The organism is Clostridium sp. 10cd* (genome assembly GCF_044336395.1).
In the GTDB taxonomy this organism is placed as follows: domain Bacteria; phylum Bacillota_I; class Bacilli_A; order Erysipelotrichales; family Erysipelotrichaceae; genus Clostridium_AQ; species Clostridium_AQ innocuum.
Map to the genome: position 1 here is coordinate 1,756,030 of NZ_CP172347.1, position 17,405 is coordinate 1,773,434.

The 17,405-nt window shown below is 41.9% G+C and carries 15 protein-coding genes; 14 read left to right on the forward strand and 1 reads right to left on the reverse strand.

Annotated elements, in window-relative coordinates; genetic code table 11:
• Window positions 1–437 precede the first annotated feature (437 nt).
• Genes ACG3M1_RS08665 through ACG3M1_RS08675 form a run of 3 tightly spaced genes read left to right on the forward strand, consistent with a single transcriptional unit; the run spans window position 438 to window position 3,744 of the window.
• Window positions 438–1,271, forward strand: coding sequence for a hypothetical protein (locus tag ACG3M1_RS08665; protein WP_227761304.1), 834 nt, complete (start codon window positions 438–440; stop codon window positions 1,269–1,271).
• Window positions 1,193–1,945, forward strand: a complete 753-nt coding sequence (locus ACG3M1_RS08670; protein WP_257318521.1) for an EAL domain-containing protein — start codon at window positions 1,193–1,195, stop codon at window positions 1,943–1,945. Before ACG3M1_RS08665 ends, ACG3M1_RS08670 begins: the two co-directional genes overlap by 79 nt.
• The gene (locus tag ACG3M1_RS08675; RefSeq protein ID WP_257330784.1) at window positions 1,942–3,744 is read left to right on the forward strand and encodes an EAL domain-containing protein; all 1,803 of its coding nucleotides are present in this window, start codon (window positions 1,942–1,944) and stop codon (window positions 3,742–3,744) included. The genes ACG3M1_RS08670 and ACG3M1_RS08675 overlap by 4 nt, the downstream gene beginning before the upstream one ends.
• A 418-nt stretch (window positions 3,745–4,162) precedes the next feature.
• On the opposite strand, the gene ACG3M1_RS08680 is transcribed toward ACG3M1_RS08675, so the two are convergent.
• On the reverse strand, window positions 4,163–4,816 hold the full coding sequence (locus ACG3M1_RS08680; RefSeq protein WP_009269408.1) for a Crp/Fnr family transcriptional regulator: 654 nt from the start codon (window positions 4,814–4,816) through the stop codon (window positions 4,163–4,165).
• A 114-nt stretch (window positions 4,817–4,930) separates the two neighbouring features.
• Here ACG3M1_RS08680 and ACG3M1_RS08685 point away from each other — a divergent pair, with 114 nt between their 5' ends.
• From ACG3M1_RS08685 to ACG3M1_RS08735, 11 genes are all read left to right on the forward strand, one after another.
• Window positions 4,931–5,275 (forward strand): hypothetical protein, encoded by a 345-nt coding sequence (locus ACG3M1_RS08685; RefSeq protein ID WP_008818960.1) that lies wholly within the window; start codon window positions 4,931–4,933, stop codon window positions 5,273–5,275.
• A 380-nt stretch (window positions 5,276–5,655) separates the two neighbouring features.
• Window positions 5,656–7,824, forward strand: a complete 2,169-nt coding sequence (priA, locus tag ACG3M1_RS08690; RefSeq protein WP_008818959.1) for a replication restart helicase PriA — start codon at window positions 5,656–5,658, stop codon at window positions 7,822–7,824.
• Window positions 7,825–7,834: 10 nt separating this feature from the next.
• The gene (locus ACG3M1_RS08695; RefSeq protein WP_002608427.1) at window positions 7,835–8,614 is read left to right on the forward strand and encodes a phosphatase PAP2 family protein; all 780 of its coding nucleotides are present in this window, start codon (window positions 7,835–7,837) and stop codon (window positions 8,612–8,614) included.
• Complete coding sequence (rsmB, locus tag ACG3M1_RS08700) at window positions 8,611–9,858, forward strand: 16S rRNA (cytosine(967)-C(5))-methyltransferase RsmB (protein WP_008818957.1); 1,248 nt, start codon at window positions 8,611–8,613, stop codon at window positions 9,856–9,858. The genes ACG3M1_RS08695 and rsmB overlap by 4 nt, the downstream gene beginning before the upstream one ends.
• A gap of 141 nt (window positions 9,859–9,999) precedes the next feature.
• Window positions 10,000–11,292 carry a hypothetical protein gene (locus tag ACG3M1_RS08705; RefSeq protein WP_009269407.1) on the forward strand — a complete coding sequence of 431 codons (1,293 nt, stop codon included), beginning with the start codon at window positions 10,000–10,002 and terminating at the stop codon, window positions 11,290–11,292.
• Window positions 11,293–11,377: 85 nt separating this feature from the next.
• A complete protein-coding gene (locus tag ACG3M1_RS08710; RefSeq protein WP_021421135.1) occupies window positions 11,378–11,500 on the forward strand; it encodes a hypothetical protein in 123 nt (40 codons plus the stop codon).
• 47 nt (window positions 11,501–11,547) lie between these two features.
• Window positions 11,548–11,940: a hypothetical protein gene (locus ACG3M1_RS08715; protein WP_224721058.1), complete on the forward strand. Its 393-nt coding sequence runs from the start codon at window positions 11,548–11,550 to the stop codon at window positions 11,938–11,940.
• A 658-nt stretch (window positions 11,941–12,598) separates the two neighbouring features.
• On the forward strand, window positions 12,599–13,321 hold the full coding sequence (locus tag ACG3M1_RS08720; protein WP_009587813.1) for a hypothetical protein: 723 nt from the start codon (window positions 12,599–12,601) through the stop codon (window positions 13,319–13,321).
• On the forward strand, window positions 13,318–13,929 hold the full coding sequence (locus ACG3M1_RS08725) for an ATP-binding cassette domain-containing protein (RefSeq protein WP_009269404.1): 612 nt from the start codon (window positions 13,318–13,320) through the stop codon (window positions 13,927–13,929). Before ACG3M1_RS08720 ends, ACG3M1_RS08725 begins: the two co-directional genes overlap by 4 nt.
• Window positions 13,930–14,687: 758 nt before the next feature.
• Window positions 14,688–16,589 (forward strand): DUF1430 domain-containing protein, encoded by a 1,902-nt coding sequence (locus tag ACG3M1_RS08730; protein WP_227761306.1) that lies wholly within the window; start codon window positions 14,688–14,690, stop codon window positions 16,587–16,589.
• On the forward strand, window positions 16,586–17,230 hold the full coding sequence (locus tag ACG3M1_RS08735) for an ABC transporter ATP-binding protein (RefSeq protein WP_008818950.1): 645 nt from the start codon (window positions 16,586–16,588) through the stop codon (window positions 17,228–17,230). The genes ACG3M1_RS08730 and ACG3M1_RS08735 overlap by 4 nt, the downstream gene beginning before the upstream one ends.
• Window positions 17,231–17,405: the final 175 nt, after the last annotated feature.

Consider the following 17,405-nt stretch of genomic DNA (forward strand, 5'->3'; position numbering starts at 1 on the left):
ACAAATTCACATATCTGATTCAGAATCCTATAGGATGCTTACCGTATTCGGGTATTTTGATATTGCGTATGGTTGGTTATGCCTGTGGCAATTGATTTACCGGCATGTAATAAGGGATGCAATCATGGCTTTTGTACAGGAGTGTACATGTCAGCTGTATCCGCTTTCTGCCGGTTAACCTGACCTGAATGCGGTCTTATCCGTACCTTTTGTTTGTCTTTTGGGATGGCTGTGCGAATACAGCATTATGATTTACAAGAGTAAGCTTTCATTCCTTCAAAGGTATAAATAGCATCGTAGTGACAAAAAGCGCTCTTTCCGGCTGGAACAATAGATTGAAATAGCAGGGAACATCGGAATCTTCATTGAGGTTTTATCTGGAAAATAGTACAATAAAGGAAAGTATTGTAATCTTCCTGTCGTAAAGGAGCACGCCTATGGATAAAAAGCTGAACAATGAAGAAATCGAAAAGGGTGTTTTTGTTATCAATCAGCATTATGAAATCGTTTATATGGATGAAACCGCAAAACAGACCTTTCCCGGATGTGAACAGCATGCATTCTGCTATCAAATGCTGCAGGAGAGCAAAACGCCCTGTTTTGACTGCCCGCTGAAAAAGACAGGACACCAAAAGATAGAAAACAGGCTGCTATACAATCAAAAGCTGGAAATCTGGATGGAGTATGTCGCGATTCAGGTGGAATGGCCGAAGGAAGGGCTGTGTACCCTGATATCCATGCATGCGGCAGCTCCTGGGAAAGCCGGCAGTGTGATCCATGCACAAACTGATGGGCTGCTGTATGCCATTGTGGAGCTTCATATACAAAGGGATTCCTTTACCATGCTTTATGAGAATCTCAGGCAGCAGCCACGGCTTTCACAAAACGGCTCGCTGTGTAAGCTGCTACAGAAGCTGTGTACACGGTATGTATATAAGGAAGACCGTGCAGATTTTGAAGATTTCTGGAATCTGGACACCCTGGAAAAACGCATTGCCGTATATTCTCATGTCAGCTGCAGCTTCCGCATCCTGCTGCATGGTGCATATCGCTGGATGAAATTCCAAATCACTGCTTCCTCCAATGAAGAGCTGACGGATACCTGTCTCTGTATGATAGATACGATGTCAGAGGAGTTCCAAATCCCGCAGCCGGACAGGATTACAAGCCTCATTACGATGAGCTTACCAGGCTGTATGGGAAAACGACCTTTGAACGACTTGCTCAGGAACGCCTTATGCAGGATGTTCATCAGGAGTATGGTCTTGTAGATATCGATATCGAGCATTTTAAGCTGTTCAATGACTGGTATGGTATACAGGAGGGGGATCATCTGCTGATGTATATCTCCTATCAGATACGTAAAAAGGTGCAGGAGTTAAATGGCATTGCAACACGCATAGGCGGCGATGAGTTCGTCATGCTGCTGCCGCAGGCTGCCTGTGATGTAAAAAAGCTGGAGCCCGAGATCATCGGCTGGATACAGAACTACGATGCTTCCATCAAATTTCTTCCCACGGTAGGTATTTATATGATTCAGGATAAAACGCTTCCGATTGCTCAGATGTGTGATCGGGCGGCAATTGCCGCAGCCAGCAGAAAAGGCAATTATGCGAGCCGCGTTGCTGTGTATCAGGATTCGATGAAAAAACTGATTGAAAACCGTCAGGAGGTACTGTTCGGTGTGAAAAACGGACTGGATAACCGGGAATTCGTTGTCTATTATCAGCCGCAGGTCAGTGCCAGAACGAATCGTATACTCGCAGCCGAGGCACTGGTGCGATGGCAGCATCCCCAGCGCGGTCTGCTGCCGCCGGGAGAATTTATTCCCATTCTGGAGACAAGCGGCTTTATTTATAAGCTGGATTCCTATGTATGGGAGGAGGTCTGCCGCTTCCTGCATGACAGATTGATGAAAAAGCTGCGGTGGTACCGGTCAGTGTGAATGTTTCAAGGGTGGATATGCTTCAGTTCCGCCTGTGTGAAGTCTTTACTGCACTAATAAAAAAATACGAAATACCATCCCGGCTTTTGGAAATAGAGATAACGGAAAGTGCCTACGCTGAGAATTTCGATCAATTGATTGCCACTGTAAATGAACTGCGGGCATGCGGCTTCACCGTTTTGATGGATGATTTTGGCAGTGGATATTCCTCCCTGAACATGCTGTCGAACATTGAACTGGATATTCTGAAAATCGATATGAAATTTCTGGATACATCCAATCATCAGAATACGAGAAATTCCAGTATCCTGGAGTCCATAACCTCGATGGGACGCTGGCTTGGCCTGCGGATGATTGCAGAGGGTGTGGAAACCCATGAACAGGCGGACCGCCTGTTAAACCTCGATTGTGAATATATGCAGGGTTATTATTTTTATAAGCCGATGAGCCGGGACCACTTCTGTGAGCTTCTTGCGGATGCCGGGCGTATTGATGTTCGCGGCATGCAGGCGAAACGCCTGCCCAGTATAGATCTGGAGGATTTATTTCACAAGGATATTACAAGTGAAGCGATGCTTTCCAATATTCTGGGAGGAATCGCATTGTATGAAATCGAGGATGATACGCATTTACAGATTCTGATGGTAAATGACCGCTACTACCGTATTACAGGCTGCAATGCTGTGGATTTACAGGAGCGCAGCAGACTCATCACCCGTCAGATTCATCCGGAGGATATGCCGCTTGTATGGGATATCTTCCATAAGGCACAGGAAGCGGAATCCATGGGGGCAAGTGGAACCTTTCGGCGGTACCGTCTGAACGGAGAGCTTATGTGGATGCATATGCAGGCCTTTTTCCTGCATAAACAGGGAAATCGCAAGCTGTTCTACGGATCAGTCAGCGATGTGAGCACCACGATGAGTCTGCAGAAGGAGCTGCTGGCAATCCTACAGACGATGCCCGGAGATATATTTGAATATCAGGTGTACCCCGATGAGCGGCTCAGCTGTCGTGTAATCAGTGCAGGTCTATCCCTTTTGCACGGCTATACGACACAGGAGCTGCAGGATATTCTGGAAAACGGAATGCTGGAGTACATTGATGAGCGTGATCATGATGAGGTGATGCGTATCTGGTCGAATCCAAAGCAGTGGAAAACGGATTGCAGCGTGGAATTCCGGCTGTTTACAAAAACCGGTGAAACCATATGGGTGGAACAGCATATCCGCTATATCCGCGAAGAGGAGGGTGTGCGCATTTATAACAGCCTGTTAACGGATATCACAAAGATAAAGAAGCAGGAGGATGAATTGCTGGAATCGCAGCGCCTATTGCATCATTTGCTGGGAATTGCCAATCAGAGGGATTCACCGCGGCAGCTGACCAAAAGAAACAAGGAGCATGCCGCAAAGCTGTATGCAGAATCTTTTCCGGGAGGTATGATTGGAGGGTTTTGCGAGAAAGGCTTTCCACTCTACTTTGCCAATGAGGAGATGATTCATTTTCTGGGCTATGACAGCTATCAGGATCTCTATCAGGGAATCAACGGAATGGTGGAGAATACGATTTATCAGGAAGACAGGGCACAGGTGGAGCTTGATCTCGGCACGACTTTCCGCGAAGGTATGGAATATACAACACGCTATCGTATGGTGCAGAAGGACGGCAGTCTTATATGGGGTCAGGACAGAGGACGTGTAATATGTGAGGAACAGGGACGCCTTGCCATCATCAGCACCTGTATGAATATTGATGAAATCGTGAAAGCCCGTCAGCTGCTTCAGAAGGTCCGCTAGAATCGGCAGTTTCTCAGATAAGCAAGCGGTAGCAGCTGTTATCCGCTCCAAGTTTGTAAGGGATTTCCGCTGCACCATACAAGTTTTTCCATCGGCTGCATCTTAGAGTGGCCGTCACGGCTGTTATATCAGAAAGAGACAGTTGCAGATTCTTACATAAGGTCTAATTTCCTGTACATCTGTACATGCGCAGGAAGCATGACAATCAAGCAGCTGAAAAAAACGACAGAAACACCTTCTGCCGTTTTTTGACTTTGTATATCTGATGTAAAAGCATCATGTCGGTGAAGCAGTTTGCATGCGTGTAACGAAATGCCATACAGCAGAATATGATGTTTAGTGAACTACTGCCAGCTATAGAGCAAGCGTTCATCGACCACTGAGGCGGGGGTATTCTGCCCGCTTTTTATAAACAACTTTATAGGCGGGTAAGCCGCTGCTCATCAAGTATGGTGATACAGCCTCTGGATTGCTGAAGCAGACCATCCCTTTGAAATTGCTTCAAGAGGCGGGATACAACCTCACGGGCAGTCCCCAGCTCATGTGCCAGCGTATCATGTGTGAGCTGAAGGGAAGCGGCTTCCTGAAGCTGCATCTGTGTTAAAAGCGCCTGGGCAAGTCGGTGCTCGTTGCTGGAAAACATGACATCGTGCATGGTGTTCATCACGGAGGAAAAGCGATCCGCAACCAGCTCCATCGTAAAATCCTTTACCCGGCAGTTTTGTGATGAAACGATCTGCAGAATCTGCTTGGGAATGAGCAGGATCACGGCATCCGTTTCAAACTCCATGCTGACCGTGAAGGTCAGAGAATGAATCATACAGGCTGCCGACAATACACAGACATCCTGTTCCAATAAACGGTACAGCGTAATTTCATTCCCCTGCGGTGACATCATGAAAATACGTGCCTGTCCTTTTACCATCATTTCCAGACCGGTGCATTCCTGACTGCCGTGATTGAGAATGTCCCCCTTTTGAAAGCTGCGCTCTATGATATGGGTAGATAACAGCTGCTTTTGGTCATCTGTAAGCTCCTTCCAGAAGGGAAGTGTTTCAAGGTAATTATGCATATTTCCATCCTTTCAGTAATAGTATAGCAGAAATATGAAATTTGCGTTGTCCTTTTGCATGCTTCCTGTATAGTATACACAGAATGTACAGGAAAGGTAACGGCAGGAGAGAGCATGAGTTATACCTTTAAACCTTACAGGGGTTATCATGTACAGGATGTCGTCGTTGATGGTAAATCTATGGGACAGCTGGATAGCTATACATTTTCTTCTGTCAGTGAAAATCATACCATTCATGTTATTTTTGAAAAGGATGAGGTAAAAGCAGAACATACGAAGCTTGAACACGCTGATTCTGCTGGAGTACAGAAAAGCAGTCCTGAAAAATCACAGACTGCTGTGAAGCATACAGCGGCGGATACCTTTGATTCTACTGGAAATGAAATCTGGCTGCTGGCTGGAGTTGTATCCATATTTGCAATGCTTTGTACCGGCATTTATCGGTTTAAAAGAAGATGAAGGAAAAACGGTCTGTGTGATGGACAGATCGTTTTTAAGTTTACAATGTTTGGTTCATGAGCTAGCGCTTTGTAGCACACTGAAAAAAACAGTAAATGCTGATGCAGGTATAGAAAGCGATGACGGACAGTAAAGAGTATACTTGCAAACTGAAAGTTATTTCAATATTTAATGACTAGTCCTGTATGAAGCTTTCATCAGGTAGTGATAAGCGGATACGATTCTTTCAGCCTGTGTCTGCGGCATATGCGCGGTATGAATCCGGGATATGCAGATCTGTTTTTTTCAGTGTGATATTGTTCCTATATAAATATGGTATGCAGCATAGGATTCTGCTTTGGTTTGTGATAAAATAATACCATTCGAACAGGAGGCGGCATATGAAAATAGCACAGGTATTTGTTGAACATCCCATCATGCATCTGGACCATACCTTTACCTATGCCTGCGACGGCTTTTCTGTACAGCGGGGAGTTCGTGTACAGGTGCCATTCGGGAAAACCTCGATTATCGGCTTTGTTATGCAGGTAGAAACGATCACGGAGCAGCAGGCTGCCGGATACGGCTTCACCATACGTCCGATTGACAAGGTGATTGATGAGGAACCGCTGCTGAATGAGGAGCTGTTTGCTCTCGGTGAATGGATGGCGAAAACCTGTATCGTACCGATGATCAGCTGCTTCCAGTGCATGCTTCCGGCAAAGCTGAAACCAAAATCAACGCATGGACATGCAAAGAGGGAAGCCTGGATACGTTATGTGAAAGATGGGGATGGGCTGACGGTAAAGCAGCGTGCCGCATTACAGGCACTGCAGGAAGAAAAGGAAATGCTTCGCTCACAGTTTTATCAGATTTATAAAACACCTGGTAAAAAGCTGGTAGAGCTCGGGCTGGCACAGGTATATGAAAAAGAAGTGCAGGCACGACTTTTGTCAAAGGAAATCACACAGCAGGATCTGCCCCTTCACCCGGAGCAGCAACAGGCGCTGCATATCCTGCAGAAGGTAAGCGGGCATGAGGTTGTTTTACTGCATGGTGCGACCGGCAGTGGGAAAACAGAGGTGTTTCTGCAGCTGGCAAGGTCTGTCATGCAGCAGGGAAAGCAGGTTCTGATTCTGGTACCGGAAATCTCTTTGACTCCGCAGATGGTAAACCGGGTAACGGCGCGCTTTGGAAGTCATGTGGCAATTTATCATTCCGGATTGAATGCACAGGAGAAATACGAGCAGTATCAGCTTGTCCGCCGGCATCAGGTGCAGATCGTGGTCGGTACACGCAGTGCGGTTTTTATGCCGTTTGATAATCTGGGTGTCATCATCATGGATGAAGAGCACGATACCAGCTATAAGCAGGATTCCTCTCCACGCTATCATTGTCGCGATATCGCTTTGCAAAGAGGAAGACATCATCATGCGCTGGTCGTTTTGGCAAGTGCCACGCCTTCTCTGGAAACCTATGCTAGAGCAATTAAGGGGGTTTATCGGCTGATTGAAATGCCAAGCCGCATCAATGGCAGCTTTCCGGATGTAAAGCTGGTGGAAATGCGCAAGGCGGTCGGTCGGGGAGAGAGCTATCTGCTGAGCAATGAGCTGCTGGCTGCAATGTATGAGCGGCTGCAAAGAAAGGAACAGATACTTCTGCTTCTGAATCGCAGAGGCTATACACCGATCCTTCGCTGTATCGGCTGCGGCCATGTCGTAATGTGTCCGCACTGTGAGGTGGCGATGTCCTATCACAAGGATGATAAACAGCTGAAATGCCATACCTGCGGATATACGATGCCGGTACCGAATTACTGTCCCGAATGCGGCAGTGATACCTGGCGGTATCTCGGGCTGGGTACGCAAAAGCTGGAGGAGCTTGTTCAGATCAAATTTCCGGATGCCAGGATTATTCGCATGGATGCGGATACGACAGGGAAAAAAAATGCCCACGAGGAGCTGCTGGCTGCCTTTGGTGAGCACAGGGCGGATATTCTTATGGGAACACAGATGATTGCAAAGGGGCTGGATTTTGAAAATGTGACACTGGTTGGTATCATCAACGGGGATGCCATGCTGAATCGCAGTGATTATCGCAGTGCAGAGCTGACCTACGATCTGCTGGAGCAGGCGGTGGGAAGAAGCGGGCGCGGTGCCAAGGCGGGGGAGGTCATTATTCAGGCATACGATACAACACATTATGCCATACAGTGTGCGGCGCACCATGATTATCGAGCCTTTTTTCAGAACGAAATGAAATACCGGCATATTGCAGGCTATCCACCGTATACCTATCTGGCCTCCATGATTTTTTCCCATACCTCACCGGAGGAGGTCGCAAAGGCTGCCGCCAGAGCAAAAAAGCTGCTGGAAGCGCATGCGGGATATCGAATTCTGGGACCGGCACAGCTGACAAAGCGCAAGGATGAGATGCGTATGCGCATCCTGCTGAAGGGAAAACAGCAGGAGCTGCTGGGGCAATGTGTCCGAGAGGTTTATGATGCACATCTCGCCGCAAAGGAAAAGGCCAGACTGGATATCGATGTATCTCCGGTCGCGCTGGATTAAGGAGGCTGTTATGCAGAAAAAAGAATGGATACCGGTGGGAGCGGCCCTGCTTCTGTTAGCTTTCGGTGCAGTTTATGATTATCAGATCACGGATACCTTGTACCAGACGCTTCCAATGACAGGTATGATATTTGAACGCTTTTTACTACTACCTGTACAAATGATGACCGTGCTTGCCATGGCGATGCTGTTTCGTGTAAAGAAAAATGCTTTTTATCTTTTAATCGGCTATGCGGCATCCTACTATATGCTGCAGGATGCCTTACATTACTGGGTTTCCCTGCAGAACAGTGGTGTACAACTGCTCCTGCTTGCAGGAAGCGGTGGACTAATCGCTGTTGTGCAGCTAGTGATACAGCGTATTCCCTATAACTGGATACAGAAGCATCTTTCATTTTTTGTGTTTTATACACTTGTACTGCTGAGTGCGGTGCTGATTACGACGATTCTCAAGCTGGCGTGGGGACGTATCCGCTATCGCGATATGCAGGATGCCGCACAGTTTTGTGTATGGTATAAGCCATGCGGATCGATTGGCAGCAATTCCTTTCCAAGCGGTCACACAACAGCCTTTACAACCCTTATGTGCTGGCTGCAATGGAAAAAGAATCCGTATGAGAAACCGTCCGTTTGGCGTTATCTGCTGATTGGAACGGCAATTCTTTTCATGCCGCTGACACGCATGATTATGGGTGCTCATTTTTTGAGTGATACAGCGATGGGCTTTCTGATCACCTATGGCTGCTATCTGTATTATCGACAATTTTTCAGGAAGAGGGGATATTTATGAACGCAAGAGGAATCGCTTATACGATGCTGAGGGATATCTGTTTACATAAGACCTACAGTAATCTGCTGCTGCGCAAGGGACTGAATCAGGCCAAGCCGCAGGATAAGGGGCTGATCACGCAGATTGTTTACGGTACTCTGCAAAACTACCGGCTGTGCCGCTATCAGTGGGAAGATTGTGTGAAAAAGCTGCCCAGTGATGAGGTTTGTGTTTTACTGGATATGAGTGTGTATCAGCTGTTTTACATGGACAAGCTGCCCGCCTATGCGATTATCAATGATGCTGTAGAAATCACGAAGAAGCAGATTCATGGGAACATGGCAAAGCTTGTCAATGCTGTACTGCACGCTGTACAGCGCAGAGGAAAGCGGGAAATCACAGGCAAAGAGGAGGAAGCTCTGGCAATCAGGACCTCTCATCCAACCTGGCTTGTACAGATGTGGAAGGCACAGTACGGCTGGGATAACGCACAAAAGATTTGTGAAGCGGATATGGAAACAAAGCCAAACGCTGCCCGCGTAAATACATGGAAAATAACAAGAGATGAGCTGATGAAGCAGGATTCCTCCTTTCAAAAGGGATATCTGAGTGAGGATGCTTTGCTGTATGATGCATCGCTGGCCGCAACACCATGGTATGCGCAGGGACTGCTTTCCATACAGGATGAAGCGAGTCAGCTGATTGCACGTATCGTGGATCCGCAAAAAGGAGAACAGATTCTTGATGTGTGCAGTGCACCGGGTACAAAGGCGAACCATATGGCTGAGCTGATGCAGAATGATGGCAGCATTGTATGCGGCGATATTCATGAGCATAGAGTAGAACTGATCAGGGAGGGTGCTGCGCGTCTTGGTATCACGATTTTAAAACCGCAGGTTATGGATGCGACAGAGCTCAAGGAAGTCGAAGGAATTCTGTTTGATCGTGTATTATGCGATGTGCCATGCAGCGGATATGGGGTATTAGCCAGAAAAAGTGATATCAAGGTTCATATGCAAAGCGGTGATATGGATACGCTGATTCCGATTCAAAAGGCGATCCTTGCAAAGAGTGCCGAGCATGTAAAGGAACATGGGATTCTTGTATATTCCACCTGTACGCTGAATAAAAAAGAAAACGAAAAGCAGGTGCAGGCGTTTTTAAAGGAGCATGAGAACTTCACCCTGATAGAGGAACGAACAATATTTCCGTATACTGCACATACGGATGGGTTTTATATGGCGAAGCTGCAGAGGATTTCATGAAGTAAATTATGGTATCGCCTAATAAAATAATGAAAGCTTAACAGCATTAAATATAGTATTAATAGAGTAAGGCAGAAAATTCTGTCTTTTTTTTATATATGCTATATGTTATATTTAGCTTGGGGAAAGGGATGATGCTATATGAAATTAACGGATTCATATAAACAGAAATTAAATATATTGATACCCTATTATAGGAATCAGAATTTGAAGGAAACAGGGGAAGGTATTTGGCAACAGTCAGCATTTTATACAAATAGCGATACAAAGCTTCCTGTATGTTCTTCAAAGCTATACTGCGGTTTGGAAAAACAACGTATGTTGGTACGGGATGTTATATACGAATTTGCTGCAGAAAAACTAAACAAACGAGTGATGGAAGACGATGAATGGAATCAGATTATAGATAAAACAGCGCATCAGGTATGTAAACTCATGGATTTTAGAAAAGAAAAGGAAAGCATAAATGTGTTGGAAAAAGCATGTAGAAGGCTTGAAATTTGTAGAGGGGTTCTCTACTATGAAGAAATCTTATGGCTGTTTGAAATTTTAAAAGCATATTTCAGTGCTATGGATCAAGTCATCACTGAAAGTGAATTCTATCATCTTGATGCGATTACTACCGTATTTCATAATGATTTGAAGCAATTGGCAATGTATTATCTATATGTATATGCGAATCATAATGAAGATGAAAAAATAGGATATGTGTTGAATAAATATGAGTATCATGCATCGCAACTGTTATCCAATCAGTTGTTTGCAATGAATGCAGATTTACGAAAGGGCAAAATACTGAATTTTTTAGATACTGGAAAAGAATTGGAGAAACTGTTTCAGGAAACAAATAATAAGATTCAATTGTATTATTTATATATGAAGTTAATAGCAGCTTATATTGATATTGATATCAGTATGGCATGTAAATATATAGAGAAAATTAAAAATTTTCTATTGACCAATGATGAACTATCTTTGCGTCAAAAAAGTACCGGTTATATGAATATGGGGACACTTTTGTTATATGCAGGTAGATATGAGGATAGTATTGAATATCTGGAGGAAGCTATTAAGCTTTCTGACAGGAAGCTTGTGCGTTGCGAAATCTGTATCTCTCATGCATATCGCATGTTGAGGCTTCCAATACCGCATCAATACTTGATAACGGATGATGTTGCAAAGGGCGATATGGTTGATTGGTTATTATATGTGTTCTTTTATAATCTTGAAACAGTTAATAATGAAGAACAAAAGAAATATCTAATAAAAAAGGTTTTACCATTTCTTGAAATAAATGATAAACTCTATCTTAAAATTTTAGAGGAGGAGCTTGAGTTATTGTGTGATAACGGGAAAGGATATAAAGCAATCTATGATTATCATGTATATGTACGGAAAAAATCGATGAGAATCATGAATAAACGAGGAAAATAAGAAGATTTTTTATGATTAGCTGCATGTCTTGTATGTCGTTAAGGAGTAATTTATAATAATTATATAAAATAAGGAGGAAAATAAAATGATAGCTGTGAAAAAACTTATTTTACCGTTTGTATGCCCGGCGTTTCTGTATTCAGATGCAGGAATAATAACAAGGCCAGGCATACAACCTAGAGGTGGAGGTATTATTATAGAGGAATAAAAAGGAGGAAAGGGCAGCCTTCATCCAGAGTAAGCACTTAAAAATTTATGAAAAAATTATACGTATTGATATTTACAGGTATGTTATTTTTCACAACAATAGGTGTCGGTGCAGCATCTGCTCAATATTATCAAGGTAGACTGTCTATTCCTGGTGGCGGAAGTTCAGATATGACCGGTTCAAGAATGAAGGTAAATGCTACGAATAATGGAAAGATGAGTGGTGTTACCAGTGCCTGGCTTGGTGCTTATGGAAGAATTTGTCACAGTGATGGAAATCCTGCTGCGAGACAGGGACAAAAAAAATTAAATAGTAGTCTCCAACCTCTGGATATTGATCAGGGCGTCTATTTAACAGGTAGTTTGTTCAGAGGAAGAGTTTTCTCACAGGGCGCTGAACCAAATAATATTACTGTCGATGTACAATTTACACCATGGTAAAATAAATGAGACAGAGGAATTCTGTCTCATTTATTGAGAGAGAAGGTTAATTATGATGTGGGGAAAAACGAGATATTTTAAAAAAAATATATTGCTAGCATTTTTTTATCTGCTGAGTATTGTATATTATATTTGCGCATATACAAGAGATATATCAATTGATGATTATCTTATGAGAATCCATTACATCACATTGATATCAAATAATATCATCATCTATTATTTATATAGAAAATATTCAATATATAAATCTATACATAAATCCATAATTGTTCGATTAATGAAGCACAAATTTGAAAGGATATTATGGAGAAATGCAGCTGCAGATGCAAGCCTGTTTGTTGTCTCAAACTATATCGTTCTCTGTTCGTTTAATGTTCAGTATATTCAGAATACAGTTTTAGTGATACTGTTTCTATTTGCAAATTTCATTCTGTTTCTTCTATTGGAAGGAATTGTTATCTATAGCATTACAGAAGATATTCATAAAATAATGTTATTATTGCTTGTTGTCTTAAATCTTTTTTTTCATTATATATTCATACCAGTCGCATTTTTATAGAAAGGGGCAAACATGATGCTTTCTAAAAATAAATATTGTTTTAGAGTAGCGACGATATTGGTTATCCTTACCATATTGCAATGGGTGATAACCTATATGGAGGCTTACCAAGAAGCGACACCGCTGAATCAGTTTTATTTCACAACATCATTTCCGAGAAGTATATGGTTTGAAATGCTTTTGATGCTGTTATTTCCTTATGTAATATTGATGGATTATCATAAAGCTGTAAGTAGTGGTTACATCCATCAAATGATGATTAGAGTGGGAATAAAACAGATGTTTTTCTATTCCATTAAGCAAATCACAAAATATACATTAATTTTCTCGATATTGTTATATGCAGTGGTTTTATTCAACAGCTATGTAATTGCATTCATACAGCCGAACGGTATTCCATCTGGACAAGAGCTTTTATCTTATTTTCTGGGAACATATGATATTCCGGATTTTCTCATTTATTTTATTACGACTGTTATAGGAATATGCATATATTCTATTTTCATGTTTTCTCTTTGTTATGTCATACGCAATCGATATCTATATGTTTTCTTTACGCCTCTACTGTTATTTATTGGTATATTTTCCATATCCAGTTTCTTACACCCATTTCTGTTACAATTCTCATGGTATGCTCAAAATTCGGAGATTATGGCTATGCCATCCTGCATATTGCCGATTGCTTTATTTGCGCCGGGTAGTTTAATGGAAGCTATTGGATTTTATAATTTTATTATCGGAACCATTGTGTATTTTGGAGGTGGAATCAGTATTTTAATTATTGCCTGCAGAAAAATGAAAAAGGAGGCTTTCTTATGAAAAAGGCGATTTTGGAAATATGTCATGTCTCAAAATCATTTAGACACCAAAGCATTTTATCAGATGGCAATATGACGTTTTATGAAGGTGAGCTTCTTTATTTGTGTGGGAAGAATGGAAGTGGTAAATCTACAATATTTAAAATCATAGCCGGTTTACTAGAACCGGACACTGGTACATTGAATTGGATGAAAAAGGTGAAAATAGGTGCGTTAATTGAGAATCCTGAGTATATGGGAAGTGAAACATTATTTGATAATCTTCGTTTTTTATATCAGTTAACTTCACCCTTTCATAAACAGGAAGTAGAGATGCTGGTTAATAGATTTAATCTTGCTCTGTACAATAAAAAACCTTTAAAAAAGTATAGCGTAGGGATGCTTCAGAAAGTGGGAATCATTCAGGCCATCATGGAACATCAAGATTTTATTATGCTTGATGAACCGATGCGTGGATTGGATAAAGAGGCGCAGCAAACGTTTTATGAAATAATACAGGAACTCCATGAGGAAGGGAAAACCGTAATCATTGCATCACATGATGTTATGGATGAAATTGAATTTGATAGAAAACTATGTGTAGAAAATGGAAAGATAATGGAATTATAAAGAAAGGAAGATTCCTGTATATAAAAGTTATTTTGCTAATAGTGTTTTCTGCTCTTGAGGCTGAAGATATCATGATGATTTTGTTTGGTATACCAAAAATACAGCTCATGTATGCCATGTTATTATGGCTTATCTGTGATATGCTTTTCTATAGTGATATGTTACTCCCTTATTTTCGTATGAAATATGGAATGGCAATTCGACTTCAAAAGCATGGGATGTATACATGGTATGTAAAATACAGCGGTATGTCTTGCATGATTTTATGTTTATTTAGAATCTTTTTGCAATATAATAGCAAAGCTATTCGTGTATCTATCGCAGTTATTATGCTATATACAATCGGAGAATGGCTCATTTTTACGCTTGTAATGATACTTTTTCAGCGACTTTCACAAGAAAAACAGCTGATGATTCAATTTGTTTTATTAATTATGACGCGATATGCTTTCTATTATTTTTGTATATAGAATATAAGAAGTCAAAGGGAAGGACTTTAATCCGTAAGCATTGGATTTCCTATAGCGTTAATGGCAGAATTAAGGTCAAATCAACAATTAAAGTTACAAATCGCACAGTAGAAACAAATATAGATATCCAATATTTAAAGCTTGTTTCTAGATTATGATTCTCATACGCATGGAGGTGGACAAGCATAGATGAGTGACGGTACAAATATATACCGTTTTTCTTGCTACGATATGAAAAAAATAATATGCATATTGGTCTGTATTTCTCAAATTCTTGTTGTTTATTGCGTGAAGTTTGCATTTTATGAACGCGATATTTCCGATATCCAGGGCTTCTTTGGATTGGAAAGAGAAAAGGAAGCGACTTTTTTCGAAATAACCCCGCAAAGCAATGAATTCGATCATAAACAAATGATAAATACCATGGAGGCCTTATCTCAAAAATTTAATTGTACGGTGATAAGAACAGAACAGCATGATTCTGATTATATCTGGTATCTCTATAGTCCCTATGATATTTTTCAATACATGGATATTTCCAAGATTAGTGAGCATGATCTTGTATATGAGAATCAGTTGCGCTATGATACAAAACAAAACAGCCTGCGCTTATTCAATCAGGACATTCGTCTGGTTATTCAGCCATTTCAAAATCTGAATCAGAGATTTCAAAATCTCGCAGGAGATTATATCCTGTATTTTGATCAGGATACAGATAAAGATGCCTTTCTTACCGATATCTCTCAGCAGTATCCAGGTGCAATACAGGATATGGGAGCTTTTGAACGACATGCATTTACGCTTTCATCCTATCTGAAAGAGAACATAATTCCGATGGGAATCATAACATTCCTATTGCTGGGGCTGCTTCTCATCATGCTGGTGAATCAGAAATTAAAAACCATCGGCATATTGAAAAGTATGGGAATGTCAGGGCTGCGCATTGGAAGGTTACTGTATCAGAGGCTGTTTTTTCAAATCCTGGCTGTATCGTTACTCAGTATTGTTCTTGCTTATATCTGGATGATAGGCTTTGTCGCCAGACAGACCTATGAGGCGATCCTTTTGCTTTCTTTCTTCTGGATTGGGTTTTCGATCGGTATGTTTCTTGCATTTGCAGGTACGGTTCTGTTGATTCTGCGCTGTCCTGTCTATGCATTTATAAAAAACAGAAGCTTTACCAGATGGTTTATGAATCTGAATTATCTATATGGCATTCTCGCCCTTCTTATTCTGATGCCGCTTTGCTCGACTGCATGGGAACAGATGCAGTTGAATCTGCCTACCTTTCAAGCGCTATTGCGCCAACAGGATATGCTGGAATCGTATGTGTATGCGTTTGATTATCAGGACGGATATCGCTTTGACGGCTATGATGAGGAGTCCGTAGAGGAGGATTACAGAAATAAAAAGCTTATTCAGAATAAAATGTATCAGGTACATCTGAAAGAATACGAAAAGATAAATAGAGAAGGAGGTATCTATTATCGAAAGGATGTTATCCCAAAAGGAGAGGAGCTGCAGCCGTATGCGGAAGTGAATCTGAATTATACAAAGCGCTTTCCTCTTAGAAAACGGGATGGCAGCCTTATTGAATTAACGGACAAAAAGGATACGGTGTATATCCTGCTTCCTGAATCGCTTAATACTGTGGATGTCAGCTATCTTGAAACATACGGCAATCGGATTGAGAGGCTGTATATTCAGGATGAGCAGGTGGATGCTGTGGATTTTTCTTTGCTGGACAGTATGCTGGATACAGATTCCCCGATGTTTTATGTTGTATATAGTGATGATGCCTTTCGTCTGGGGAAGAAGGTAACAAATTATGTATATATGGATATGGATAAGCTGAGCACTTTGACCTCAGTTCATAACGGGGAGCATTTTGTTCCCTCCGCATTGCTGATTCTGCTGGTTATGGCAGAGTATACACATTTGTATCTGCTTTCCTTTCAACAGCGTATTTTTGTCAGACGAGTACAGGGAACCTCCTTTTTCAGGGTATATCTACGGTTGTTTACTGAGCTGTCAGCACCCTTTGTGTTTGTAATCGCATTGTTTCATCAACAGGAGGAATGGAAAATCACAGGTGTATTTCTGATGATCAGTCTGATTGCGTCGATGCTGTTTGTCTATGTAAAAGATAAGGGTGTACGAAATCAAAGCAGGGAGGTGCATATCGGATGAAGTCGATCACGTTAAAGAATATTACACACACATACGGAAAACATACGGTTCTACATGATGTCACCCTATCATTGCCCATAGGAAAAATGATTGCGATATGCGGTCCAAGCGGCTGTGGAAAGACAACGCTTCTCAATATTATCGGCTTGCTGGAGCGTCCGAGCAGGGGAAGTGTGCAGTATGATGAAATGGAGGTTTGCGCAAACAGCAGCAGAGCGGTGAAAAAGCTCCGCTACACAATCGGCTTCCTGTTTCAAAATTACGGATTGTCGGATAATGATACGGTTTTGTGGAATATGATGAGTGCCATGGAATATGTGAAGACCGGTAAGGAAGAGAAAAAGAAATGCATTGCGCAGGTGCTGGAAAAGGTGGGACTGTACGGTATCGAACAACAGAAAATCTGTCAGCTGTCTGGTGGAGAGCAGCAGCGTGTAGCACTGGCAAAGCTGATGGTAAAGCCCTGTGAACTGATCCTTGCGGATGAGCCTACGGGAAATCTGGATGAGGAAAATCGGGATATGGTATTTTCGATTCTGCGTGATTTGAATCAGAAAGGAAAGACGGTTGTTATGGTTACGCATGATCCTGTGCTTGCGAAGCGTTGTGATGAGGTCATTTTATTGGAAAAACACATATAAAAAGCTGGAGGCAGTGATTTTGAAAATCGGAATATGCCTCCAGTTTTCGTATATTCTATTGTTATGGTGAAAAGAGATGCTTATCGTGTGTGAGAATTTATTTTCCGAAACACAGATAAATGCATTGGCTATGATAAAATCTTCAAATTTCATGAAAAGTATATATGCAGCAATA